The following is a 21,407-nucleotide window of genomic DNA, read 5'->3' on the forward strand; positions in this document are numbered from 1 at the left end:
CATCGCGGTCCTTGAGCCCTCCCCTAGAGCCGCTTGTTGACGATCCGATGCGGGTGAGATGTACGACGGTATTGATGATTGGACCAGTATGGCAAGTCCCGGAACTGGTCCTCACGTTTTTATTGGTTTGGCCGTTACGAAACTTTGGCCGACCTTGTTCTTCAACTCGAACGGATTTTCCCGGCTCGCCGGGACTTCCGTCGGAGAATTCGTTCCACCGGTCGCAGGAGTACCAGCAGAAGCACGAGAAGGCTGATCGCGGTCACGGCGACGATGCCGCCGCGCCAGGACCAGCGGTGGGTGGCGAGCATGCCCTGGGCGATCAGCATGTCCAGGGCGACGGCACCCGCCAGCGCGGTCAGCGCGCGGGCCGGCGGATCGAGTCCGCGCAGGGCCGCACCGATCGCCGCGGCCGGCGCGGCGATCAGGAAGAACAGCGCGAACGGCCCCCGTAACGACGAGCCCGAGTCGGTGAGCGCGAGCAGCGCACCGGTCCCGGCGACGGCCGTCGCGACCCCCGCGAACAGTGGCCCCAGGTCCCTCCCCGGTCCTGGTCGTGCCCGTTCGTCCGCTGTTGATGATGTCTTGAGCCGTATGGTCTGCATGGCCGACTTTGCCCCCCAAGGCGTCGGATGCCGGGCTTCAATGTCGCGCAGCCGAACTGGAGGCGTCAAGCAGGTCTCCGGACATGACCGTTCCCCGGAGACACCTGATGCCTCCGGGGAACAAGTCGCTCGATTCCGGTGCGTTCCGGTGATCGGTTACGACACGAGCTTCGGGAGTTTGCCGGGCGAGCCGGTGCGGCGCGCAGAGATCCAGGACCGAGCCGTGGTGGGAGGGGTGTGCGCGCGGCTTCGCGCGCACAGTTGACGACCTGTCACGGGCCAGTCATGGCCACGCAATCAAACGCGCCGGGAACGTACAGGATCGCTCCGGTTGGAGCCGGTTGAGAACCTGAACAGTTTTGGCATGGACACTTCCCGTCAACACGCGTAGTTGCTACGACAGTTGTGGCAGAGATCCTGCTAAAGGGAGGTTCCATGAGACGTTCCCGAATTACGGCATACGTGACTTCACTCCTCCTCGCCACCGGCCTCGCCCTCACCGGGGCGGCCGCGACGGAAGCGCAGGCCGCGACCGGGGGCTATGTGGCGCTCGGCGACTCGTACGCGTCCGGTGTCGGCGCCGGCAGCTACATCAGCTCGAGTGGCAGCTGCGACCGCAGCACCAACGCCTACCCCTACCTGTGGAACGCCGCCCACAGCCCGTCCTCGTTCTCGTTCCTCGCCTGTTCGGGCGCCACCACCGACGACGTGCTCTCCGGCCAGCTCGGCACGCTCAGTTCCTCCACCGCCCTGGTCTCCCTCACCATCGGCGGCAACGACGCGGGCTTCGCCGACGTCATGACGACCTGTGTGCTCAGCTCCGACAGCACCTGCCTGTCCCGGATCAGCACCGCCGAGGCGTACGTCGACTCCACGCTCCCCGGCAAGCTCGACAACGTGTACGACGCGATCAGCGCCAAGGCCCCCAACGCCAAGGTCGTGGTCCTCGGCTACCCCCGCTTCTACCTGCTGGGTACCACCTGCCTCGGCCTCTCCTCGACCAAGCGCACCGCCATCAACAACGCCGCCGACTACATCGACACCGCGATCGCCAAGCGCGCCGCCGACCACGGGTTCACCTTCGGCGACGTCCGCAGCGCGTTCTCCAGCCACGAGATCTGCTCCGGCAGCTCCTGGCTGCACAGCGTCAACTGGCTGGACATCACCGAGTCGTACCACCCCACCGCGGCCGGCCAGTCCGGCGGCTATCTGCCGGTCCTGACCAGCAACGCGTCCTGAGTCAACGGGGCCTGAGTCAACGGGTCCTGGGTTCTAGTACGAACTGGAGGGCGAAGGTGAAGCGGAGGCCCCGTCGGTCGGGGTCTCCGTCGTTTTGGTGCAGGTGACCGAGAAGGGCACCGAGTTGGACGTCGTCTCCACCGGGCTGCGCACCTCGACGGCGATCGCGTCGTTCAGCGTCCCGCTGTCGGACCAGGTCGTCACGGTCACCCCCGTCTGCCGGGTCTTCCCGCCGCCGGCCGGGAAGGACAGCGTCTTCCAGCCCTGGTCGTCCAGCTTCCCGTCCTTCAGGACCCAGCGGTACTGCACGTCCTCGGGCACGCTCCCCACCGTGAACGTCGCGGTGAACGTGGGCGCCTGCGCCGTCGACGGCGGACAGGACCCCGAATAGTCCGTGCGGGACCCGGTCACGCTGACCTTCACACTCTGCTGCGGTGCGCTGCTGCTCGCGGACGCCGACGGGGACTTGGACGCGGCGCTGCTGCTGCTCCGGCTGGGCGCCGGGGAGCTGAGGTTGCTGGCCGACTGACTGGCGCTGGCGTCGCCGCCGTCGCCGCCGTTGTCGCGGTTGAGGAGGGCGTACGTCAGTCCGCCGAGCGCGAGGACCACCAGCACCAGGCCGATGAGCAGCACGGTGCCCGCCCTGCGGTTGCCGTCGCGGTCGGAGGCGGGCGGCCGGCTGTCCGCCGGGGTGGGCGACGGGGGCGTGGGGGAGAACGGCCGGGTCTGCCGGGCGACGAGGGTCGGGGCCTCGTACGGCGCCGGGACCGGGACGGTGGGGGCCGTGCCCGGGGTGCCCCCGGCCGCGACCAACCGCAGGTCGCGCTCGGCCTGTTCGGCGGAGATCCGCGCGGCCGGGTCCTTGCGGAGCAGCCCCTCGATGACGGGGGTGAGCGGTCCGGCCCGGTACGGCGGCGGCAGCTCCTCGTCGACCACGGCCCGCAGGGTGCTCAGCGGGGTGTCCTGCCGGAACGGCGAGGCGCCCTCGACCGCCGCGTACAGCAGCACGCCCAGCGACCACAGGTCGGACTCGGGGCCGAACGCCCGCCCCAGCGCCCGCTCCGGGGCGAGGAACTCCGGTGAGCCGATCACCTCGCCGGTCATGGTCAGCGCCGAACTGCCCTCGACGGTGGCGATCCCGAAGTCGGTGAGCACCACCCGGCCGTCGTTCGACAGCAGCACGTTGCCGGGCTTCACGTCCCGGTGCAGCACCCCGGCGGCATGCGCGGCCCGCAGCGCGGACAGCACCTCGGCGCCGACGCCTGCCGCCCGCTGCGGGGACATCGGCCCCTCCGCCTCCAGCACGTCGGCGAGGGACACGCCCGGGATCAACTCCATGACGATCCAGGGCCGTCCGCCCTCCATCGCCACGTCGTACACCGTCACCACATTGCGGTTCGCGACCCGGGCCGCCGCCCAGGCCTCGCGTTCCAGCCGGGCGTACATCCGCTCGACGTCGGAGCCGGGCAGCCCGGCGGGCGCCCGCACCTCCTTGACGGCGACGTCACGGCCCAGCACCTCGTCGCGGGCCCGCCACACGGTGCCCATGCCGCCCTCGCCCAGCGGGGACAGCAGTCGGTAGCGGCCCGCGATCACTCGCTCACGGCCCGGCTCTTCGGTCACGGGTGCCCCCCACGGCAGCTCGCGCGAACTCATCACAAACGTAACTCAGAGAAGTGCGGATGCGGCCCCCTTGAGCACCAGTCCGGCGCCCAGGGCCACGACCACGAGTGCCGAGACGAGCGGAATGGTCCTGCGGACCAGCGCGGCCATGGGATGGGTGGTCCAGCGAGGGCGTTTGTCCATCACCCGAGTCATTCCCGTACCCAGCTTGACGACGGCGAACCCGGCGGCGGTCAGCGTCAGCGCGAGACCGACGCCGTAGGCGACCACGAGGAGCAGCCCGAACCACGCCTGACCGAGGGCGGCGGCACCGACGAGCACGACCACCGCCGAGGGGCTGGGGACGAGGCCGCCGGCGAAGCCGAGGAGGATGGTGCCGCGGAGGGTGGGGGCCGTGGGGTGGGTGTGGGTGAACCCGCCGTGACTGTGCGGCATGTCGGTGTGGCCGTGATCGGGGGCTGCGCCCCCGGACCCCCCTTCGGCCTGAACGGCCTCGTCCTCAATCGCCGGACGGGCTGGGTGGGGTGCGGGCCGGCCGTCGTCCTCGGGCGACCGGGTGGCCAGGGAGTGTGGCTGAGCGTCATGGCCATGGCCGTGAGCGTGGTGGTGGTCATGAGGGTGCTCGTCGCCATGAGAGTGGTCGTGCCCGTGATCGTGCGTAGGGCCGTGATCGTGCGTGTGTGCGTGGGCACGGGCATGCTCGTGGGCCCCGACCAGGGCCAGCTCCCGCTTCTCGGGCGCCGCGTGGTGGTGGTCGTGGTCGTGGTCGTGATGATGGTGACGGTGGGCGTGGGCCTGCTCGTGGGTCCTGTTCCGCCATGCCCTGCGGGTCAGGTTCGCGCCCGCGGCCAGGACCATGAGGCCGCTCGCGATGCCCAGCCAGGCGATCACCGACGGCGTGGCCGCCGAGCCCGCCGTGACCAGGACGCCGAGGGCGACCACGCCCAGGGTGTGGGTGACCGTGACCGACGCGGCCAGCGGGAGGACGTCGCGGAGGCGGGCGCGGCCGCCGCGGGCCGCTGCCGTCGCCGCCATCAGGGTCTTGCCGTGGCCCGGTGCGAGGGCGTGCATCGCGCCGAGGCCGATCGAGATGAAGAGCGCGAGCACCGCGAAGCCGACGGTGAGGTGGTGGCGGGCGACCAGGTCGGTCAGGGCCTGGGTCCAGCGGTCGATGCCCCGGGGCAGGATCTCGGCGCCCGGGGTGTCCTGACGTTCCTGGGCGAGCGCCGGGCCACCGGGCCGCACGCGGACGGCGGCGGCGGTGATGTCGGCCGGGGAGGAGAGCAGGTCCTTGGGGTAGCTGGTGAGTTCGTGGGAGACGGACGTCTTCGGTACGTCCGTCTTCGTCAGGGTCATCCGGTCGCCGCGCGCCGTGATCTCCCGCCAGCCGGGCCCGGTGTCGGCGCCCGCGCTGTGGAAGGCGAGCGTGGCCGTGGTGCCCTCGGGGAGGGGTGCGGTGAAGCGGCACTCCACGCGCAGGGTGTTCAGGCCCGCCTGGCCGGGGCGGAGTTCGGCGTGGCTGGTCCGCACGGTCAGCGGGGTCGTACGGCCGTCGACGGTGAGCCTGCTGCCGTCGGCCGCGGTCGTGCAGCGCTGTTCGGCCCACTTGGCGGTGCCCAGCCGCTTCAGGTCGGGCTTGGCCTGGGTCGCCGGGATCTCGGCGAGGTCCTCGACGTGGTCCACGCGGAGTTGCCCGGGGGCGGCGACGAGACCGTCGTACTTGTTGACGGTGAAGTTGCCGAGCGGGTGGGCGCTGGCGGCCGTGGCGGGGAGGAGGGCCAGGGCGCAGGCCGTGGTGAAGAGGGCGGCGATCCGGCGCAGGTTCACTTCGTGGCCTCCAGCGCCTTGCGGGCCGCACGGGCGCCCAGCGGGGAGAAGCCCGGGTTGAGCTCGAGGGCCTTGGTGAGGGCGGCCCGGCCGGCCGCCTTCTCGCCGTTGGCCAGCTCGATCATGCCCTGGTGGTAGAGGAAGGAGGCGTTGCGGTAGCCGGTGGCGGTGGCCCGACGGGCGTACGGCAGCGCTTCCTTGTCCTTGCCGTTGACGTGCAGCGCCCAGGCCAGCGCGTCCGCCGTGTGCACGGTGTGTCGGCGGGCCCACTCGGCGCGGGCGGCCTTCAGTGCCTCGGCCTTGTTGCCGTGGTCGGCGGCGGCGAGGGCCGTGTCGAGGTCGGCGTTGACGCCGTTGGCACGGGCGAGCGCGATCCACGCCTCGACGAGCGCGTACTGGTCCTCGGCCTTCTCCTTGTCGCCCTTGGCGTTCCGGTCCTCGTACAACTCGCCGAGCTCGACCAGGGGCTGGGGGAGCGGGTAGCGGGAGACGACCAGTTCCATGCCCTTGACGGCGTCGGCCCGGTCGCCGGTCGCCGCCTGGGCGCGGGCCCGGCCCTCCAGCGCGGGGAGGTAGTTCTCGTCGGCGGTCAGGGCGCGGGCGTAGTAGTCCAGGGCGCTCTTGTAGTCGCCCTGGTTCCAGGCGAGCAGACCGAGCTGGGCGGCCACGTAGGAGATGTCGCCCTTCGACGTGGCCGTCGACAGGGCCTGCTCCAGTACCCGCTGGGCGCCCTGCACGTCACCGCGCAGCTCCCTGACGTACGCGTACCGCGTGAACACCGGTACGCCCGGCTTGCGTTGGTCGGCGAGGTCGGCCGCCTTGCTCGCCTCGTCGTAGCGGCCGAGTTCGACCAGGGCGTCGATCCGGGAGGACAGGGCGTTCGCACTGTACGGGTTCTGCTCGAGGGCCTGGTCCGCGTAGGTGAGCGCCCGCGCGAACTCGTGCCGGGCGGCGGCCAGTGCGGCCTCGCCGGCCAGGGCCTGGTCGTTGTCCGGGGTGATCTGGAGCGCGCGCTTGAGCGACTTCTCGGCCTGCGGGTAGCGGGACGGGTCGCCCTTGGTGCGGGCCTGCTCGACATAGGCGAGGCCGAGGGTGGCCCAGCTGTCGGAGTCCTTCGGCTGGGTACGGAGATGGGCCTGGAGGGAGGCGATCGTCGTCTCGAGGTCCCCGCTCGCCAGCAGCGCCGGGTCCACCGCGCTCGACGTGGCCACCGGCGCCGTCCCGCCGTCCCGCGAGGACCCGAAGGCGATCGCCCCGCCGGTCAGCGCGACGGCCATCAGCAGGGCGGAGCCGGCGAGTTGGACCCGCCGCCAGTTCCGCCCCGCGGCGGCGAACCGGCGCAGGGCGGTGACGCGCTCGTCGTCCTTCGTCTCGGCGGGCTGCTTGTCGTTCGTACCCGGGGCCATGCCCTCTCCTAGTAACTGTTCGCGCGGGGCGGCGCGGCCCGCGCCGTGGGGGATTGGGTGGGTGCGGGCCGCGCCAGTCTTGAAGCGCCCCGAAGGGGGCGCCGGGGGTACCCCCGGCCGAAGGCTGGGGGGAGGAACTGCGCGACCGGCCACCGCCGACCCGCAGTCACCCCGCTGCCCTTGCCGGAACGGCGATCAGTACGGCCGCCGCATCCGCCGCCGCCACCAGCCGAACCCGGTACCGATCAGCAGCACGCCCGCCGCACCCGCGGCCGCCGAGCCCGCGATCAGCGTCATGTTGTTGTCACCGGAACCGGTCAGGGCGTCACCCAGCGCGCTCTTCGTGCTGCTGCCGGCCGCCGCCTTGGCGATCTTGCCGCGCGAGCCCGCCGTCGGCTCGGCCACGTACGGGAAGTACTTCTCGAAACTCTTGTCGTTCTTGTCGACCGCGTCGCCCAGGTCGTTCTTGGAACCGACCAGTTCGCCCTCCATGACCTGGAGCGCCTCGTCGATCACGTCGTCGGTGAGCCGGCGCCCGTTCGGGAAGCCCTGGTTGTCACCGTCCAGCACACCGAGCCGCTTGGGCTTGGCGGTGGGCTTGATGGACGTGTTGAGGCGGAGCATCTCCGACGGCTTCGCCTGCGGCTGTAGCGTGTTGAGGCCCTTGACGCCCGTCAGGAACACGCTGACGAGGTCGTTGCGGGGCTCCGAGGGCGCCTTGATGTGGTAGATCGCCTCGATGAGCTTCGGCAGTTCCGGGTTGGTGACGTTCTTCAGGAACTGCGCGTCGTCCTTGGGCTCGGACGCGTTGAACTTGTCCTTGTCCTTCTGCGGGTTGACGACCTCGTTGACCAGCGGGTTGCCGAGGCGCGAGACCTGCGCGTAGTAGCCCTGCGCGTTCCTGCGCTGGGTCGTCGCGTAGATGCCGACGGTCGGACGCGACGCCGACTGCCGGATCAGGGAGTTCGGCACCTGGAGGGCGATCGTGTTGACGTTGTAGCCCTTGAGGGTGTCGTTGCCGACCTCGCTCAGGTTGCCGCCGTACAGCAGGTCGAAGACGCGCAGGTCGGCGAAGAACGGGTCGTCCGCCTGGCCGGCGAAGGTCGCGCCGCCGTTGGAGGTCTTGTAGATGGCCTGGGAGCGCAGCTTCGCGTAGTCCGGCATCGACGCCTTGCCGACGTCCGACGGGGCCGCCGGGATGTTGTCGGCGATCCTCGTCTTGTACTGCTGCCTGCCGTTCCTGAGCTTGATCAGGTCCAGGTCGTACGACTGCGTGACGTTCAGGTCGGGGTCGTTCAGGCTGTCGACCACGCCCGTGTTGTAGAGGAACGTCTGCTTGTTCTTGATCTTGGTCTTGAAGGTGTAGCGGAAGATCAGGTCGTCCTTCGCGTCACCGTTGTTGTCGATGTGGATGTCGTACTGGGCGTCGTCGGCGAACTGGTAGAAGTTCGGGCCGCCGGCCGGTTCCTCGAAGGGGATGTAGTCCGACACGATCGTGGTGGTGTCGGACTTGTCCGGGCTGACGAACGCGTACAGGTCCGTGTTGTCGTACTGGGGGGTGCCCGAGATGAGCGGGGCCTCCCGGTGGGAGGAGGCGGAGGCCGCCCCCGGTTCCAGCGCGGCGACGCTGGCGGCTGTGATCCCGCCGGTGGCCAGTGCCCCACAGATGAGCGTGACAAGGCCCTTGCGCCCCGTGCCGCTCCTGGAGTTAAGAGGTGTCATGCCGTCCGTCCCTCGGTCCCAACTTGCTTGACGGACGGGTATACGGAGCCGGAGGGCCGTTTGGATTGGTCCGAAGAAAAAAATCTTTTCTTCCTGCTCGACCCGCGTTTTTGCCTTCCGCATACGTACTTCTGCCGGAGGTGTGTCAGTTGCGAATGCCTGGTGTGGGAGGACGGGCCGGGTGCGGCCACAGAAGGGGGAACGGGGTGGACGCGGACGAACTGCTGGTGCTTGTGGCCGGTGGCGACCAGAAGGCGTTCGAGGACCTCTACGGACTGGTGTCCGGGCCCGTGTTCGGGCTCGTGCGCCGCGTGGTCCGCGACCCCGCCCAGTCCGAGGAGGTGGCCCAGGAGGTGCTCCTCGAACTCTGGCGCTCCGCCGCCAAGTTCGACCCCGGCCGGGGCAGCGCCCTCTCCTGGATCCTCACCCTCGCCCACCGCCGCGCCGTCGACCGGGTGCGCAGCGCCCGCGCGGCCGGCGAACGCGAACAGCGTGAGGCGCTGCGAGCCGGCGAACCCGCTTTCGACCAGGTCGCCGAAACGGTGGAAGCCGGCCTGGAACGCGAGTGGGTGCGCCGCTGCCTGGACCGGCTCACCGCTCTGCAGCGCCAGTCCGTCACCCTCGCCTACTACGACGGCTACACGTACCGTGAGGTCGCCGAGCGGCTCAAGCTGCCGCTGGGCACGGTCAAGACACGGATGCGCGACGGACTCACCCGGCTGCGCGACTGCCTGGGAGGTGTGGCGTGAGCCTGGTCGGTCGCCTGCTGCACCGCGAGGACCTGCACTCGCTGGCCGCGCCCTACGCCCTGGACGCCCTGGAGCCCGGCGAGCGGCGCCGCTTCGAGAAACACCTGCGGGACTGCGAACGGTGTGCCGACGAGGTCCGGGCGCTGACCGAGGACGCGGTACGGCTCGCCTTCTCCACGGCGGCCCCGCCGCCCCTCGCGATGCGCGACCGGGTGCTGGCCGCCGTCCGCGCCACCCCGCAGGAGCCGGCCCCCGGCCAGGAGCGCGTGCCCAACCTGCCGCCGCACGTCTGGGGCGCGCAGCCCCCGCCGCCGCGCCGCCGGCCGCGCCCCCTGTTCGTGCCGTTCGCCACCGCCACCGCGGCCGCCGCGCTGGTCGTCGCCTCGCTGTTCGCGGTGCAGGCCGACCGGACGCAGAGTCAGCTCGACGCCGAGCGGGCCCAGTCGAGTGAGATCGCCCACGTTCTGGCGGCGACCGACGCCCGCGCGACCACCTACAAGGACGCCCAGGGCCGAAGTATCGGAGCGGTGGCCTCCGCATCGGAGGGAGAGGCCGTCGTCACGCTCAGCGGATACGGCACCCCGTCGAACGGCCGGGTGCACCAGCTCTGGCTCATGCGCCCCCGTGCGCAACCGCGCTCCCTCGGGCTCTTCAAGGCCGACACGCCCCTGGTCGCCACGGGTCTGGGCAAATCGGCGACGTCACTCGCGGTGACCGTCGAACCCGCCGGCGGGTCAGCGCAGCCCACCAGCCAGCCAGTTGTCCAACTCGCCCTGAAATCGGTTGGATTCGGAGAGTAGTCGAAGCGTGGTTCAAGAGGGGTCGTCAACACCCTTGCGGGGAAGGTGAATCCTGTGACCGCGATACACGAGTGCCCCATCGGGGCGATAGGGTTACCCTGCCCGGGCCGGGTGGACTCGTACGGGTGGGGAGTGACATGGATCAGATAACACGCAGCAGGGCGAGGGTTCCTGCGATCACCTGCGGGAGCGGTGCGACCAGCTCGCGCCTCGACCGCCATCTGTCGGTGCTGGCGGGTCCCGCCATACCGCAGCAGCAGGCGGTCGAGGCGACGTCGCTGATGCGTGAGCTGACCGCGCGTGAACCCGCGCGGCGCAGCGACCGGGGTGCGCGGGTCAGCCGCGTCTCCCTCTTCGCGCCGCTGCGCCGGCTGCGCCGTTCGCTGTTCGGCGGCAACAAGCACTGACCGCCCGACCGTCAGGCCCGCGCTCAGGCCGCCACGCCGTCCCGGCGCATCGCTGCGATCTCCGCGTCCGTCATCCCCACGGCACGCAGCAGCGCCTCGGTGTGCTGTCCGAGCGCGGGCACATCCCCCATCCGCGCCTCGTCCCCGCCCGGCAGCGTGATGGGCGGCAGCAATGCACGCAGCGGCCCGACCGGCGATCCCACTTCCCGCCATCGCTCCCGGGCCGCCAGCTGCGGATGCCCGGCCAGCTCGTGCAGGTCCCGCAGCCGCGCGCACGCGATCCCCGCGGTCTCCAGCCGTGCCAGCGCCTCCTCGGCGTCGAGCGCGTTCAGGGCCGTCCCGACCAGTTCGTCGGTCCGCGCCCGGTTCGCCACCCGCGCCGCGTTCGTCGCGAACGCCGGATCCGCACCCAACTCCGGTAGCCCGATCACCTGTTCGGCCAGCCGCCGCCACTCCCGGTCGTTCTGCACCGACAGCAGCACCCGCCCGCCGTCCGCGGTCGGGTAGGCGTCGTACGGCGCGATCACGGCATGCGCCAGAGCGGTCCGCTCGGGCGGCGTCCCGCCGTGGACGGTGTGGTGCAGCGGATGGCCGAGCCACTCGGCCAGGGCCTCCAGCATCGACACCTCCACCGGCCCGCCCCGCCCGGTGGTCCCGCGCCGCACCAGCGCCGCGAGGACGCCCGAGAAGGCGTACATGGCCGCCGCGATGTCCGCCGCGGGGATCCCCGCCTTCACGGGCTGCTCCGGCGTCCCGGTGACCGACACCAGACCCGCCTCGCACTGTACGAGCATGTCGTACGCGCGCTTGCCGGCGTACGGCCCCGACGCCCCGTACCCCGAGATGTCCACGGCGACCAGCCGGGGGTGCGCGGCGCACAGCGTGGCCGCGTCAAGACCGAGCCGGGCCGCGGCACCGTGGGCCAGGTTCTGCACGAAGACGTCCGCGTCCGCGACCAGCCGCCGCACGACGTCCAGGCCGCGCGGGTCCTTCAGATCCAGCGCGATGGACTCCTTGCCCCGGTTGCACCACACGAAGTGCGAGGCGAGACCGCGAGCGGCGGTGTCGTAGCCGCGGGCGAAGTCCCCGCCGTCGGTCCGCTCGACCTTGATGACCCGGGCGCCGAGATCGGCCAGCTGGCGGGTGGCGAAGGGGGCGGCGACGGCCTGCTCGACGGCGACGACGGTGATGCCTTCAAGAGGCAGCGGGAGACGGTCCATGCGCTGGATCATGTCCGGTGACCGGCGGGTTTGTCAGCAGCGCCCGTACCGGCGGACGGCGAGCGGCAGGAAGACGCCGATGAGGACCAGGCTCCAGGCGAGCGACCCCGCGACGGGGTGCGCCACCGGCCAGGCCGCACCGTCGGGGAGGGGAGCGTTGCCGAAGAGGTCGCGCAGGGCCGTCGTGACCGCGCTGATCGGGTTCCACTCGGCGAGCGTGCGCAACCAGCCCGGGAGGTTGTCGGTGGGGATGTAGGCGTTGGACAGCAGCGGCAGCACGAAGGTGGACGCGCCGAGCTGACCGGCCGCCTCCTCGCTGCGGGTGAGCAGGCCGAGGTAGATGCCGACGGCCGTGCAGGCGAACCGGAACAGGAGCAGCAGGCTAACCGCGCCGGCCGCCGCGGCCGCCGATCCCTCCACGCGCCAGCCCACGGCGAGGCCCACCAGGAGCAGCGGCACGGTACCCGCCGTGGTGACGACGAGGTCGGCGACCGCCTGCCCCAGCGGGACCGCGGCCCGGCTCACCGGCATGGCCCTGAAGCGGTCCATCACCCCGCGGTGGGTGTCCTGGGCGGCCTGGAACATCCCGGTCATGACCCCGCCGGCCGCGGTCGCGACCAGCAGCCCCGGGACGAGGAAGGAACGGTACTCAGGGCCCGGCATCGCCAGTGCGCTGCCGAAGACGTAGCCGAAGAACAGCAGCATGTTGACCGGCATCAGCTGGGTGAGGACCGCGAGGCCGGGGCTGTTGCGGACCCGGCGCAGCTGCCGGCCCGTCATCGCGGCACCGTCGTACACGAGCGCACTCATGCGGGGCTTCCCGTCAGTCGGAGGAACACGTCGTCGAGGGTCGGTGGTCTGAGGCTCGCGTCGAGCAACGGGACACCCGCCGCGTCGAGTTCGCGCACCAGGCGGGGGAGGGTGAGGGTCGGGTCCGTGGTGACGGCGCCGACGGTGTGCCGGTCGTGGTCGAACTGCGGCTCCCTGCCGGTGAGCCGGTCGAGAACCGCGGCCGCCTTCGGCAGCGCGTCCCGGTCGGCGACCACTGCCTGCGCGTACCAGCCGATGAGCGCCTTCAGTTCGGCGGGGGAGCCGGTCCGGGCCACCCGGCCCCGGTCGATCAGCGCGATGTCGTCGGCGAGTTGGTCTGCCTCCTCCAGGTACTGCGTGGTGAGCAGCACCGTCGTGCCCTCCGCCGTCAGCCCGCGCACCGCTTCCCAGACGCCGTTCCGGCCGGCCGGGTCGAGGCCGGTGGTGGGCTCGTCGAGGAAGAGCACGGCCGGCCGGCGGACCAGGCTCGCGGCGAGGTCGAGGCGGCGGCGCATACCGCCGGAATAGGTGGCTGCCTTGCGGTCGGCCGCCTCGGTGAGGCCGAAGCGGCCGAGGAGCTCGGCCGCCCGGTCGTCCGGCCTCGGCACCCGGAGCAGCCGGGCGAACAGGCGCAGGTTCTCGCGGCCGGTGAGATCGCCGTCGACCGAGGCGTACTGGCCGGTGACGCCGATGCTGCGGCGCACGGCCGCCGGGTCCCGGACCACGTCGTGCCCCGCGATGCGGGCGGAGCCCGCGTCGGGCCGGAGGAGGGTGGCCAGCAGCCGTACGACCGTGGTCTTCCCGGCCCCGTTCGGCCCGAGCAGTCCGCAGACCGTGCCCTGTCGCACGGCCAGGTCGAGACCCTGCAGCGCGGACACGGCGCCGAAGCGCTTCTCCAGACCTTCACTAAGTACAGCGTACGTAGTAGTCATGGGGTGACCATAGCGCACTACGTACGGTGTACGTAACTAGCATGGTGGGCGAGGTGATGATCGATGGCAGTCCGAGGGGCCGAACCCGAGGTGATCTGGGCCCGTCCGGAGCGCGCCGGGCGGGGGCCGAAGCCGACGTTCACCCGCGCCGACATCGCCGCCGTCGCGGTGCGGATCGCCGACGCGGAGGGGCTGGACGCCGTGTCGATGCGGCACGTGGCGGCGGGGGTGGGGTGCGGGACCATGTCCCTGTACAACTACGTCCCCCGCAAGGAGGACCTGTACGAGCTGATGGTCGACGCGGTCAGCTCGGAACACGAGCTGTGGGAGCCGACGGGGGACTGGCGGGCCGACATGATGCGGGTCGCCGAACAGACGCGGGAGCTGATGCACCGGCATCCCTGGCTGCCGCGTCTGATGTCACCGGTCTACGGGTTCAGCCCGCACGCTCTGCGCTATCTGGAGCACTGCCTGGCCTGCCTGGATCCGCTGGACGCGTCGTACGGCACCAAGTTCGAGCTGATCGCCATGGTGAACGGTGTGGTCACGACCTATGTGCGGAACGAGATCGACACGGCCGAACGGGTGCGGAACCTGCCGTGGTCCGAGGAGCGGGAGAACGCGGTGCGCATCGCCTATCTCGGAGGGCAGATCGCCTCGGGGGCGTATCCGCGGATGGCGGCGGCGTTCACGGAGGATGCGGGGCCGATTGATCTGGAGGGGGTTTTCCGGCGGGCGTTGGAGAGGGTTCTGGACGGGTTCGCGCCGTCTTAGGCTGCTGGTGGGTGGGGGTTGAGCGCGCCCACGCGGCGGCAGCCGCACATCCAATACAGCCCCGCGCCCCCGGGCAGGTGGGTCACAGCAAAGTGAACTGGCCTGCCGGGCCTTCCTCGTGGTGATCCAGAACCGAAGCCGGCCTGCGGGCTGTCCCCGGGGGCGGGAGTACGTCCGCTGCCGTCAGGTCGGCTGCCGTGATCCGTGTCTTGATCTCCAAGGCGGCCTGCTGGGCGCGGACGTCCGCCAGCAGGGCCAGGACCGTGATCAGTTCCAGCAGTTCCGAGGTCCATGCCTGGGACCAGGCCGGCGGGGTGATCGCCGGCAGTGTGCCCGGTTCCGCCGGCTGCGCCGTTCGTGCCTCGAACCACGCCTCCAGGACCCGCACCTCGCCCATCCTGAAGTCCCACGCCTCCGGCGGTACCGGGGAGACGCGGCCCTCGTCGAGGTGGAGGGCCTCCTCCTCCCTGTCGTAGATGAGCGTGAGGGGGCGGCTGGGCAGCGGAGCTCGGACGTACGGGCGGCGGCCGCCCGGGAGTTTGGGGCGGTCGCCGTCGCGGCGCAGCAGCCACAGGGCCCGGTGGCCGAGTTCCACGCCCCGCGCCCAGAGTTCGGTGTCGTCGGTGAGCGGGACGGCGCGGTCCGGGCGGACCGCGGTCAGGGTCCAGGCGAGGACGTCCAGCGGGGTGACTCCCCGGCCCAGGCGGTCGGCCAGGTGTTCCAGCAGGCCCGGCGCCAGATTCGGTTCCTCGCCGCCCGGCCGGCGGTACAGCGGGCGGATGCGGCCCGCGCGCAGGGCCGGGAGGAGGGAGGTCGCCAGCAGGGGCAGCGGCATCCCGTCCGCCGACTCCACCGCGAAGACCTGGTGGTCGTCCGTCACCCGCCACAGCTCCGGGCGGGCCGCGTCGATCAGGCGGTGGTCCGGGATCAGCCACTGTTCGTCGAACGGGGCGGCCAGGACGCGGACCGGGTCCGGACAGCGGCCCGAGGCGTCGGCGAGCGGTTCGGTGCCGCTGGGCTGGCCGGGGAGCTGGGCGACCGCGGAGTGGACCGTCCGGGCGCGGGTCGGTTCGAACAACGTCTCCCGGTCGGGTCCCGCGGCCTTGAGGAGGGCGTCCCAGCGGGCCTTCAGGGTCGCCGGGTCGGGGGCCGTCGGCCACCCTCGGCCGAGCCGTAGTGGTGCGACGGACCACGGCATGAGGTCCGCCAGCAGCGGAGCGTCGTCGTGCGTCACGCCCGGCATCGTACGACGACTTCAGGTGGCGTCGAGCGTGACCGTGAAGGAGAAACGGTCGCCGCGGTAGTGGATGACCACCAGGTCCAGGACCCGGCCGGCGGTGTCGTAGGTGACACCCGTGTAGTGCAGGATCGGGCTGAGGAGGGGGACTTGGAGCAGGCGGGCGGTCTCCGGGTCGGCCAGCCGGGCCTGCACCGTGTCCGTGATACGGCTGATGTCCGCGCCGACGACGTCCCGGAGCACCTTGGTCATCGGCTGTCGGGCCAGGTCCTCCGGGTCGATCCGCTCGGCCAGTTCGGGGCGGACGTGGTTGCGGGCGTGGTTGGTGGGCTCGCCGGTCTGCTCGTCGCTGCGGAGGCGGTGGTAGGCCGCCACCTCGGTGAGGTCCGGGAAGTACTCGGTGAGTTCGCCGGCGACGGGCACCGTGCCGTGCTCCAGCAGCTCCGCCGTCATCCCCGACTGCTGGGCCACGATCGCGTCCACCGAGCCGAGCAGCCGTACCGGGGTGCCGCGCCGGGCGTCCGGCGCGATGAAGGTGCCCCGGCGGCGGTGCCGGCTGATCAGGCCCTCGTCCTCCAGCTCCTTCAGGGCCTGCCGCATGGTCAGCACGCTGACGCCGTAGTGCTCCGCGAGCTGTTCCTCGGTGGGCAGCCGGAGCGGGTCCCGGGGCGAGCGGCCGAGTATCGAGGCGCGCAGCGACTGCGACACCTGGTACCAGAGCGGCAGCTTGCGGTTGAGGACGATCGAGTCGGGGGCGAAGGAGGTCACGGGCCATCCGTACCGTCGGGGGATCTTCAGTGCAAGGGGCGGAAGTGCCGTTCCAGGCCCTGCCACACGTCGTCGTAGCGCTGCTGGAGGTGTTCGGCGGTCGCCGCCTGCGGGGTGAGCGTCACCGGCCAGCGGGTCTCGAACATGAACGCCAGGCCGTCGTCCACCTTCTGGGGCTTCAGTTCGGCCGCGCTCGCCCGGTCGAACGTCTCCCGGTCCGGACCGTGCGCCGACATCATGTTGTGCAGCGACCCGCCGCCCGGCACGAAGCCCTCCGCCTTCGCGTCGTAGGCGCCCTCGATCAGCCCCATGTACTCGCTCATCACGTTCCGGTGGAAGTACGGCGGCCGGAAGGTGTTCTCGCCCACCAGCCAGCGCGGCGCGAAGACCACGAAGTCGACACCGGCGAGGCCGGGGGTGTCGGACGGGGACGTCAGCACCGTGAAGATCGACGGGTCCGGGTGGTCGTACGAGATGGTGCCGATCACATTGAAACGGCGCAGATCGTAGGCGTACGGCACATGTGTGCCGTGCCAGGCGACCACGTCCAGTGGGGAGTGGTCATATGTGGCGGTCCACAGGTTGCCGCAGAACTTGTTGACCACCTCCACCGGGCCCTCGACGTCCTCGTAGGCGGCGACGGGGGCCAGGAAATCCCGGGCGCCGGCGAGGCCGTTGGCGCCGATCGGGCCGAGGTCGGGGAGGCGGAAGGGCGAGCCGTAGTTCTCGCACACATAACCCCGGGCCGTGGCATCCAGCAGCTCCACACGGAAGCGGACCCCACGGGGGATCAGCGCCACCTGTCCCGGCTCCACATGCAGCAGGCCGAACTCCGTACGCAGCAGCAGACCGCCGTGCTCCGGGACGATCAGCAGTTCGCCGTCCGCGTCGGAGAAGACCCGCTCCATGGAGGCGTCGGCGTGGTAGAGGTGCACGGCCATGCCGGTGCGCTGGGCCGCGTCGCCGTTGCCGCCCAGGGTCCACAGGCCGGCGAGGAAGTCCGTGCCGGGCGAGGGCGCCGGGAGGGGGTTCCAGCGCAGCCGGTTCGGGTCCGGGGCGATGTCCGTGAAGGGAGCGGTGCGCAGCCCGCCGTCGCCGGCGGCCCTGGTGAAGGCCGGGTGGGCGGCCGAGGGGCGGATCCGGTACAGCCAGGACCGGCGGTTGTGGGCCCGCGGTTCGGTGAAGGCCGTACCGCTGAGCTGCTCCGCGTACAGGCCGAGGGGGGCACGCTGCGGGGAGTTGCGGCCCTCGGGCAGGGCGCCCGGCACCGCCTCGGAGGAGTGCTCGTTGCCGAACCCGGAGAGGTACGCCAGCCCTTCGGCGGTCTTCCGCGCCTCCCCGCGCTCTCGCTCGAACGCGCTCGCGCGGGAGGAACCCCCATCGCTCATGATCGCTCCCTGAACCTGCGTGCCATCGATTCCTATGCATCACCGTAGGATTGCGTGGGGGCGGGTGCAAGAGGGCCGGGATCATCCCGGCGACGGATGGCGAGAACCCGACTCCAGGGGGATCCGGTCCGCGGCGTGCTGTTCTACGCTCCCGGGCATGTCGTGGACGCGTGGACTGCCGGGTGCGCTCGCGGTCTGCGTGCTGCTGCTGGTCGCGGCGGCGGGGTGCGGGACCGGGACGGCGCACGGGCAGCGGGCGGCGGGGTCGCCCTCCCCGGTGGGCAAGATCCTCGACGACACGGACGAGAGCGGGCGCCACTACCGCGAACTGGACAAGAAGCAGGCGCCCGCGGTGGGCACGGTGGTCACCCCGGACCCGTCCGGCGGCTGGGACGTACGGCTCGACGTGCACCGTTTCCGGTTCTCCCGGGCGGGCACCGCGGCGAAGGCGGTCGCCGGCCGGGGGCTCGCCTACCTCTTCGTGGACGGCGGCCTGGTGGCGCGGCTGCGGACCTCCGCGTACCACCTGCCGGCCGGCCTCGTCCCGCACGGCACCCACCACATCACCGCCCGGCTCTACGCGGACGACGGCACGGTCTGGGCCGTGCACGGCAAGCCGGTGGAGAGCACGGTGGACGTCACGGCGTCGGGCGCGGAGACGGCGTCGCCGTCGGCGTCAGGGGCCGTGCCCGCCACCCCCTCGGCCACCGGCACCGGCGCGAGCAGCCCGGACGCCGGATGAGTGCATGGGCCATCCGTCCGCGTACCGGGGGGCGAGGTTCACCTGATCCCGGCGGAAAGGCATCATGAAGCCCGTGCCCCCAGCGACACCGCTTCGCAAAGCGCCCGTACAGCGCCGCAGCGCCGAACGGCTGACCCGGATCCTCGACGCCTGTGCCGACCTCCTCGACGAGGTCGGCTACGACGAACTGAGCACCCGGGCCGTCGCGGTGCGCGCCGGGGTGCCCATCGGCTCGGTCTACCGCTTCTTCGGCAACAAGCGGCAGATGGCCGACGCCCTCGCCCAGCGCAACCTGGAGCGCTTCACCGAGCGTGTCACCGAGCGGCTGAAGGAGGCGCCGAAGGGTGACTGGCGGACCGCGATGGACGCGGTGCTCGACGAGTACCTGGCGATGAAACGTACCGCCCCCGGCTTCTCCCTCGTCGACTTCGGCAACCAGATCCCGGTCGGCGCCCGCCACGCCGAACCCAACCGGAGAGTCGCCGACCGCCTGACCGACCTCCTCTCCGGCTACCTCGGCCGCACCCCCGACGAGGACCTGCGCCGCACCTTCCTGGTGGCCGTGGAGACCGCCGACACGCTGGTCCACCTGTCCTTCCGGGTGGACCCGGAGGGCGACGAGGAGATCATCAGGGAGATGCGGGAGCTGCTGCGGGCCTATCTGGGGCGGGTCCTGGACTGACGGTCCCGGGAGAACGCCCCGAATGGAGCGCCCCGTCAAAGGCGCGGGGCTGTATCGGCATGCGGCTCCGCCGCGTGGGCGCGACCGGCCCCACCGGCCCGCACTCGTACGACGACAGGGCTCCCCTCCCGACATACCGAACGGTATGCTCGCTCCCGGGTTCCACGACTCCTGGGAGGATTCATGCCCCGCACCGCCCTCCGCGTCTGCCCCCTGTGCGAGGCCACCTGCGGCCTGACCCTCACCATCGAGGGCACCCGCGTCACCGGAGCCCGCGGTGACCGCGAGGACGTCTTCAGCAAGGGGTTCATCTGCCCGAAGGGCGCCTCCTTCGGCGCCGTCGACGGCGACCCCGACCGGCTGCGCACCCCGCTCGTCCGCCGGGACGGCGAACTGCGCGAGGCCACCTGGACGGAGGCCTTCGACGCGGTCGCCGCCGGGATCCGCGGCGTCGTCGAGCGGTACGGCCCGCACTCCGTCGGGATCGTCCTCGGCAACCCCAACGTCCACACCGTGGCCGGCGGCCTCTACCCGCAGGTCCTGGTCGGCGCCCTCGGCACCCGCAGCGTCTTCACCGCGTCCACGGTCGACCAGATGCCCAAGCACGTCTCCAGCGGACTGCTCTTCGGCGACGCCAACGCGATACCGGTGCCCGACCTCGACCACACCGACCACCTCCTCCTCATCGGCGCCAACCCCCTGGAGTCCAACGGGAGCCTGTGCACCGCCGCCGACTTCCCCGGCAAGCTCAAGGCGCTCAAGGCCCGCGGCGGCACCCTCACCGTCATCGACCCGCGCCGCACCCGCACCGCCAAGCTCGCCGACCGGCACATCGCCATCCGGCCCGGCGCCGACGCCCTGTTGCTCGCCGCCATGGCCCAGGTCCTCTTCGAAGAGGACCTGGTGGACCTCGGGCAGCTCGCCCCGCACGTCGAGGGGCTCGACGAACTCCGCGCCGAACTGGGCGACTTCACCCCGGACGCGGTCGCCCGTGCCTGTGACGTCGACGCCGGGACCATCCGCGCCCTCGCCCGCGAACTCGCCGCCGCACCCACGGCCGCCGTATACGGCAGGATCGGCAGCTGCACCGTCCCGCACGGCACCCTCGCCAGCTGGCTCGTCGACGTCCTCAACACCCTCACCGGCAACCTCGACCGGCCCGGCGGCGCGCTTTTCCCGCAGGCCGCCACCGACCGGACCCCGCGACCGGCCGGACCCGGCCGGGGCTTCGCCCTCGGACGCTGGCACTCCCGGGTCAGCCGACACCCCGAGGCGAAGGGCGAGTTGCCGCTCTCCGCGCTCGCCGAGGAGATCGACACCGCGACGGCGGAGGGCGAGCCGATCCGGGCGCTGATCGCGATCGCCACCAACCCCGTCCTCTCCGCCCCGGACGGCGACCGACTCGACAAGGCCCTGGACTCCCTCGACTTCATGGTCAGCGTCGACCCCTACCTCAACGAGACCGCACGCCACGCCGACGTCGTGCTGCCCCCGCCGCCGCCCTCGCAGAGCCCGCACCACGACTTCGCCTTCAACACCCTCGCCGTACGCAACCAGGTCCGCTACTCCCGCCCCGCCGTCCCGCTGGAGCCCGGCCGGATGGCGGAGACCGAGATCCTGGCCCGCCTGGTCCTCGCGGCCGGTGGCATGCACGGCGCCGAACCCTCCGCGGTGGACGACATGGTCATCGGCCAGACCCTGGGGAAGGCGGTCAAGGAGCCCCACTCACCGGTGCACGGCCGGGACCCGCAGGAACTCGCCGGCCTGCTCACCGGAGACACCGGGCCCGAGCGCCGGCTGGACCTGATGCTGCGCCTCGGCCCCTACGGCGACGGCTTCGGCGTACGGCCCGACGGGCTCACCCTGGAGCAACTGCTCGCCCACCCGCACGGCATCGACCTCGGGCCCCTCACGTCCCGCCTACCCCAGCCGCTGAAGACCAGGAGCGGCAAGGTCGAGCTGCTGCCCGGGCCCATCGCCGACGACCTGCCCCGGCTGCGCGCGGCCCTCGGCACCAGCCCCGCGGCGCTCGTCCTCGTCGGCCGCCGCCACCTGCGCTCCAACAACAGCTGGATGCACAACGTGCCCGCCCTCACCGGCGGCTCCAACCGCTGCACCCTGCACATCCACCCCGAGGACGCCGAACGGCTCGGCGTGCGCGACGGCGCCGACGTCCGCGTCAAGGGCGCGGGCGGCGAGGTGGTCACCCCCGCCGAGGTCACCGACGGCGTCCGGCCCGGTGTCGTCAGCCTCCCGCACGGCTGGGGCCACGACCGCCCCGGCACCCGGCTCAGCCACGCCGCCACCACCCCCGGCGTCAACGTCAACCAGCTCCTCGACGGCAGCCTGCTCGACCCGCTGTCCGGCAACGCCGTCCTCAACGGCATCCCCATCGAAGTGACCGCAACCTCGTGACCTGGACTTTCGCGCTTATTGCTCGCGCGTCAACGTCTTGTTAACGACGTTTGACGCGACC

At 71.8% G+C, this 21,407-nt stretch carries 19 protein-coding genes; 8 read left to right on the forward strand and 11 right to left on the reverse strand.

The features are described from left to right. Positions 1 to 161 precede the first annotated feature (161 nt). Positions 162 to 605 carry a hypothetical protein gene (locus tag ACFY0P_RS40990; protein WP_388925611.1) on the reverse strand — a complete coding sequence of 148 codons (444 nt, stop codon included), beginning with the start codon at positions 603 to 605 and terminating at the stop codon, positions 162 to 164. A gap of 435 nt (positions 606 to 1,040) precedes the next feature. On the opposite strand from ACFY0P_RS40990, the gene ACFY0P_RS40995 reads away from it, so the two are divergent. Continuing rightward, a complete protein-coding gene (locus tag ACFY0P_RS40995; protein WP_388925614.1) occupies positions 1,041 to 1,844 on the forward strand; it encodes an SGNH/GDSL hydrolase family protein in 804 nt (267 codons plus the stop codon). 33 nt (positions 1,845 to 1,877) lie between these two features. Here the strand turns inward: ACFY0P_RS40995 and ACFY0P_RS41000 are convergent, their stop codons facing one another. From ACFY0P_RS41000 to ACFY0P_RS41015, 4 genes are read right to left on the reverse strand one after another with little or no spacing between them, the layout of a single operon-like run. After that, positions 1,878 to 3,467 carry a protein kinase gene (locus tag ACFY0P_RS41000; RefSeq protein ID WP_388925617.1) on the reverse strand — a complete coding sequence of 530 codons (1,590 nt, stop codon included), beginning with the start codon at positions 3,465 to 3,467 and terminating at the stop codon, positions 1,878 to 1,880. A 45-nt stretch (positions 3,468 to 3,512) separates the two neighbouring features. Beyond that, complete coding sequence (locus tag ACFY0P_RS41005) at positions 3,513 to 5,294, reverse strand: nickel transporter (RefSeq protein ID WP_388925620.1); 1,782 nt, start codon at positions 5,292 to 5,294, stop codon at positions 3,513 to 3,515. Beyond that, a complete protein-coding gene (locus tag ACFY0P_RS41010; RefSeq protein WP_388925623.1) occupies positions 5,291 to 6,853 on the reverse strand; it encodes a tetratricopeptide repeat protein in 1,563 nt (520 codons plus the stop codon). The genes ACFY0P_RS41005 and ACFY0P_RS41010 overlap by 4 nt, the downstream gene beginning before the upstream one ends. Before the next feature lie 42 nt (positions 6,854 to 6,895). Continuing rightward, positions 6,896 to 8,422, reverse strand: coding sequence for a DUF4331 domain-containing protein (locus ACFY0P_RS41015; RefSeq protein ID WP_388925626.1), 1,527 nt, complete (start codon positions 8,420 to 8,422; stop codon positions 6,896 to 6,898). A 206-nt stretch (positions 8,423 to 8,628) separates the two neighbouring features. Between ACFY0P_RS41015 and ACFY0P_RS41020 the strand changes: the two genes are divergently transcribed. From ACFY0P_RS41020 to ACFY0P_RS41030, 3 genes are all read left to right on the forward strand, one after another. Next, positions 8,629 to 9,171: a sigma-70 family RNA polymerase sigma factor gene (locus ACFY0P_RS41020; RefSeq protein ID WP_293991811.1), complete on the forward strand. Its 543-nt coding sequence runs from the start codon at positions 8,629 to 8,631 to the stop codon at positions 9,169 to 9,171. After that, entirely contained in the window at positions 9,168 to 9,971 is an 804-nt protein-coding gene (locus ACFY0P_RS41025; RefSeq protein WP_388925629.1) for an anti-sigma factor domain-containing protein, read from the forward strand. The genes ACFY0P_RS41020 and ACFY0P_RS41025 overlap by 4 nt, the downstream gene beginning before the upstream one ends. Positions 9,972 to 10,108: 137 nt before the next feature. Further along, positions 10,109 to 10,378, forward strand: a complete 270-nt coding sequence (locus ACFY0P_RS41030) for a hypothetical protein (RefSeq protein WP_093504935.1) — start codon at positions 10,109 to 10,111, stop codon at positions 10,376 to 10,378. A gap of 23 nt (positions 10,379 to 10,401) precedes the next feature. Here ACFY0P_RS41030 and ACFY0P_RS41035 read toward each other — a convergent pair whose 3' ends face one another. From ACFY0P_RS41035 to ACFY0P_RS41045, 3 genes are read right to left on the reverse strand one after another with little or no spacing between them, the layout of a single operon-like run. Continuing rightward, complete coding sequence (locus ACFY0P_RS41035; protein ID WP_388925632.1) at positions 10,402 to 11,598, reverse strand: CaiB/BaiF CoA transferase family protein; 1,197 nt, start codon at positions 11,596 to 11,598, stop codon at positions 10,402 to 10,404. Positions 11,599 to 11,631: 33 nt separating this feature from the next. Continuing rightward, complete coding sequence (locus tag ACFY0P_RS41040; protein ID WP_388925635.1) at positions 11,632 to 12,408, reverse strand: ABC transporter permease; 777 nt, start codon at positions 12,406 to 12,408, stop codon at positions 11,632 to 11,634. After that, positions 12,405 to 13,340: an ATP-binding cassette domain-containing protein gene (locus ACFY0P_RS41045; protein WP_388925638.1), complete on the reverse strand. Its 936-nt coding sequence runs from the start codon at positions 13,338 to 13,340 to the stop codon at positions 12,405 to 12,407. Before ACFY0P_RS41045 ends, ACFY0P_RS41040 begins: the two co-directional genes overlap by 4 nt. A gap of 63 nt (positions 13,341 to 13,403) precedes the next feature. Here ACFY0P_RS41045 and ACFY0P_RS41050 point away from each other — a divergent pair, with 63 nt between their 5' ends. Continuing rightward, positions 13,404 to 14,114, forward strand: coding sequence for a TetR/AcrR family transcriptional regulator (locus ACFY0P_RS41050; protein WP_388925642.1), 711 nt, complete (start codon positions 13,404 to 13,406; stop codon positions 14,112 to 14,114). 82 nt (positions 14,115 to 14,196) lie between these two features. On the opposite strand, the gene ACFY0P_RS41055 is transcribed toward ACFY0P_RS41050, so the two are convergent. The 3 genes from ACFY0P_RS41055 to hmgA are packed head-to-tail and all read right to left on the reverse strand — an operon-like array spanning position 14,197 to position 17,507. Next, on the reverse strand, positions 14,197 to 15,357 hold the full coding sequence (locus ACFY0P_RS41055; protein WP_388925646.1) for a type ISP restriction/modification enzyme: 1,161 nt from the start codon (positions 15,355 to 15,357) through the stop codon (positions 14,197 to 14,199). A 12-nt stretch (positions 15,358 to 15,369) separates the two neighbouring features. Beyond that, complete coding sequence (locus ACFY0P_RS41060) at positions 15,370 to 16,119, reverse strand: GntR family transcriptional regulator (protein WP_388925649.1); 750 nt, start codon at positions 16,117 to 16,119, stop codon at positions 15,370 to 15,372. A 26-nt stretch (positions 16,120 to 16,145) separates the two neighbouring features. Continuing rightward, positions 16,146 to 17,507, reverse strand: a complete 1,362-nt coding sequence (gene hmgA, locus ACFY0P_RS41065; RefSeq protein ID WP_388925652.1) for a homogentisate 1,2-dioxygenase — start codon at positions 17,505 to 17,507, stop codon at positions 16,146 to 16,148. A gap of 157 nt (positions 17,508 to 17,664) precedes the next feature. Here hmgA and ACFY0P_RS41070 point away from each other — a divergent pair, with 157 nt between their 5' ends. The 3 genes from ACFY0P_RS41070 to ACFY0P_RS41080 all read left to right on the forward strand — a co-directional run bounded on the left by ACFY0P_RS41070 (position 17,665) and on the right by ACFY0P_RS41080 (position 21,346). Then, a complete protein-coding gene (locus tag ACFY0P_RS41070) occupies positions 17,665 to 18,249 on the forward strand; it encodes a hypothetical protein (RefSeq protein ID WP_388925654.1) in 585 nt (194 codons plus the stop codon). Between the two features lie 64 nt (positions 18,250 to 18,313). Continuing rightward, positions 18,314 to 18,931 (forward strand): TetR family transcriptional regulator, encoded by a 618-nt coding sequence (locus tag ACFY0P_RS41075; protein ID WP_388925657.1) that lies wholly within the window; start codon positions 18,314 to 18,316, stop codon positions 18,929 to 18,931. Positions 18,932 to 19,114: 183 nt separating this feature from the next. After that, positions 19,115 to 21,346 carry a molybdopterin oxidoreductase family protein gene (locus tag ACFY0P_RS41080; RefSeq protein ID WP_388925660.1) on the forward strand — a complete coding sequence of 744 codons (2,232 nt, stop codon included), beginning with the start codon at positions 19,115 to 19,117 and terminating at the stop codon, positions 21,344 to 21,346. The last annotated feature ends 61 nt before the right edge of the window (positions 21,347 to 21,407 follow it).

The organism is Streptomyces sp. NPDC001714, assembly GCF_042892755.1.
GTDB lineage: Bacteria > Actinomycetota > Actinomycetes > Streptomycetales > Streptomycetaceae > Streptomyces.

Coding starts and splice junctions, on each gene's coding strand:
- ACFY0P_RS41015 (WP_388925626.1), bottom strand. CDS start 8,422: ATGACACCTCTTAACTCCAGGAGCGGCACGGGGCGCAAGGGCCTTGTC.
- ACFY0P_RS40995 (WP_388925614.1), top strand. CDS start 1,041: ATGAGACGTTCCCGAATTACGGCATACGTGACTTCACTCCTCCTCGCC.
- ACFY0P_RS41035 (WP_388925632.1), bottom strand. CDS start 11,598: ATGGACCGTCTCCCGCTGCCTCTTGAAGGCATCACCGTCGTCGCCGTC.
- ACFY0P_RS41040 (WP_388925635.1), bottom strand. CDS start 12,408: ATGAGTGCGCTCGTGTACGACGGTGCCGCGATGACGGGCCGGCAGCTG.
- ACFY0P_RS41030 (WP_093504935.1), top strand. CDS start 10,109: ATGGATCAGATAACACGCAGCAGGGCGAGGGTTCCTGCGATCACCTGC.
- ACFY0P_RS41080 (WP_388925660.1), top strand. CDS start 19,115: ATGCCCCGCACCGCCCTCCGCGTCTGCCCCCTGTGCGAGGCCACCTGC.
- ACFY0P_RS41055 (WP_388925646.1), bottom strand. CDS start 15,357: ATGCCGGGCGTGACGCACGACGACGCTCCGCTGCTGGCGGACCTCATG.
- hmgA (WP_388925652.1), bottom strand. CDS start 17,507: ATGAGCGATGGGGGTTCCTCCCGCGCGAGCGCGTTCGAGCGAGAGCGC.
- ACFY0P_RS41075 (WP_388925657.1), top strand. CDS start 18,314: ATGAAGCCCGTGCCCCCAGCGACACCGCTTCGCAAAGCGCCCGTACAG.
- ACFY0P_RS41070 (WP_388925654.1), top strand. CDS start 17,665: ATGTCGTGGACGCGTGGACTGCCGGGTGCGCTCGCGGTCTGCGTGCTG.
- ACFY0P_RS41045 (WP_388925638.1), bottom strand. CDS start 13,340: ATGACTACTACGTACGCTGTACTTAGTGAAGGTCTGGAGAAGCGCTTC.
- ACFY0P_RS40990 (WP_388925611.1), bottom strand. CDS start 605: ATGCAGACCATACGGCTCAAGACATCATCAACAGCGGACGAACGGGCA.
- ACFY0P_RS41050 (WP_388925642.1), top strand. CDS start 13,404: ATGGCAGTCCGAGGGGCCGAACCCGAGGTGATCTGGGCCCGTCCGGAG.